We start from the raw sequence: 1,328 nt of genomic DNA on the forward strand, positions 1-1,328 counted from the left end.
TCTTCTTCATCGCATGGCGGAGGCCGGGAAAGGCGGGCTGCTTGGGCATCGGGAGTGTCCTTGCTGATCATGCCCAGTCTACCTCAACCCGCTCAGAGAGCGAGGTTTTTCAGACTTTCCTCAACAGCCCGTAGTCGCCCTTGTATCAAAGGTGCAAGACTCCGCGACGCACAGCGCTAGAGATTCGTGACTACTCGGCTCGGTACCCTCTTGAGCCTAGTCCCCAATGTAGGTCGTTGATCGCCATCTTGACGACATCAGCTTGAGTTTTCGCGTCAACTGCGCGCCCTTGTTCGAGTAGCGCTTGAGCAGCGCTCCTCGTGTAATCTGAGTAGACATTCGCGGATAGCCGGTCATTCGCTTTTACGAGCGTCAGATCCCCATTTGGTAGAAAAGAGACGTCATCCGGACTCGATATCCTCATAGGATCCTCCCTAGCCGCTCCAGTACACGTGGATATTTGATGGCCAAGCTTTTTAAGTCTGACCAGTCTGCTTGTGTAACCTCGGATCGATCAATGCTCACGTCGATTAGGTGTTCAATTGTCGTGAAAATGTAGACAAAGTCGTGGTGGTAGTGCTCTGGTTCATTCTTCTTTTTGCTTGAAGGAATTTTATGGCTGTCAATGTCGATCGGGCACAGAAAATTCTTTTGATGCCAAGGATGAAGGGTGAAGTGAGCAACGCCAGTTTCTTCACGGAGCTCGCGTCCAGCCGCTTCGCTAGGATGCTCATTGGCTTCAATATGCCCTCCTGGAGCCAGCCATTTTTCAAGAACAGCGTGTTTTACCAGTAGTACAGCTTCGCGGCGCTGATCCACGAGAACCGCAGAGCAAGTGACATGGCCATTAAAGTTCTTTCGAGATCTAACGTCTTCGCCGCTCTCTATTTGCCGAAGCAATCGAATCACATCCAATTGATCGGATCCAAATTTCTCAGCATACCGACTCAAGAGGAGCGGAATTGTGCAATCATGCGCTTCGTGTAAATCAGGCGCCAGCATCGTTAAACTCCATTAACCATTTGTTTGCAATCTCCTGGCGGGTTGACGTGTTTAGCGTGCTTATTCGGTCATTGCGAAAATCGGTCTTATCTCTGGAAATTTTTGCAATACATAGTGTCAACTCGCAAGCTACGAGGTAGATGAAGCTTCCGAGCACGTTATTATGCGCAAAATTGATCGCATTTCCTTGATTAAGGAGGTAAAAGCTGTTGATTTCCGCTGAGAAGTGACCCGGTAGCCCCATAATTTTCCACTGAGAATTGACCCATGTGAACACGCTGCCCCGACGGAATCGGTCGGGGAGAGAAGGAGTGATCGACATGGGA

The 1,328-nt window shown here is 49.8% G+C and carries 2 protein-coding genes; both read right to left on the bottom strand.

All coding sequences use genetic code 11. The features are described from left to right. Nucleotides 1-420: 420 nt before the first annotated feature. The gene (locus QO034_RS23225; RefSeq protein WP_284487872.1) at nucleotides 421-1,002 is read right to left on the bottom strand and encodes an NUDIX hydrolase; all 582 of its coding nucleotides are present in this window, start codon (nucleotides 1,000-1,002) and stop codon (nucleotides 421-423) included. Then, nucleotides 989-1,328 (bottom strand): hypothetical protein (locus QO034_RS23230; protein WP_284487873.1); only part of this gene is annotated, 340 nt, incomplete at its 5' end. The genes QO034_RS23225 and QO034_RS23230, both read right to left, overlap by 14 nt.

Source organism: Sedimentitalea xiamensis, from assembly GCF_030164465.1.
Taxonomy (GTDB): domain Bacteria; phylum Pseudomonadota; class Alphaproteobacteria; order Rhodobacterales; family Rhodobacteraceae; genus Sedimentitalea; species Sedimentitalea xiamensis.

What these genes read in the sequence shown, in the direction of transcription:
- QO034_RS23225 (WP_284487872.1), bottom strand. Translation starts at nt 1,002, where the DNA reads ATGCTGGCGCCTGATTTACACGAAGCGCATGATTGCACAATTCCGCTC.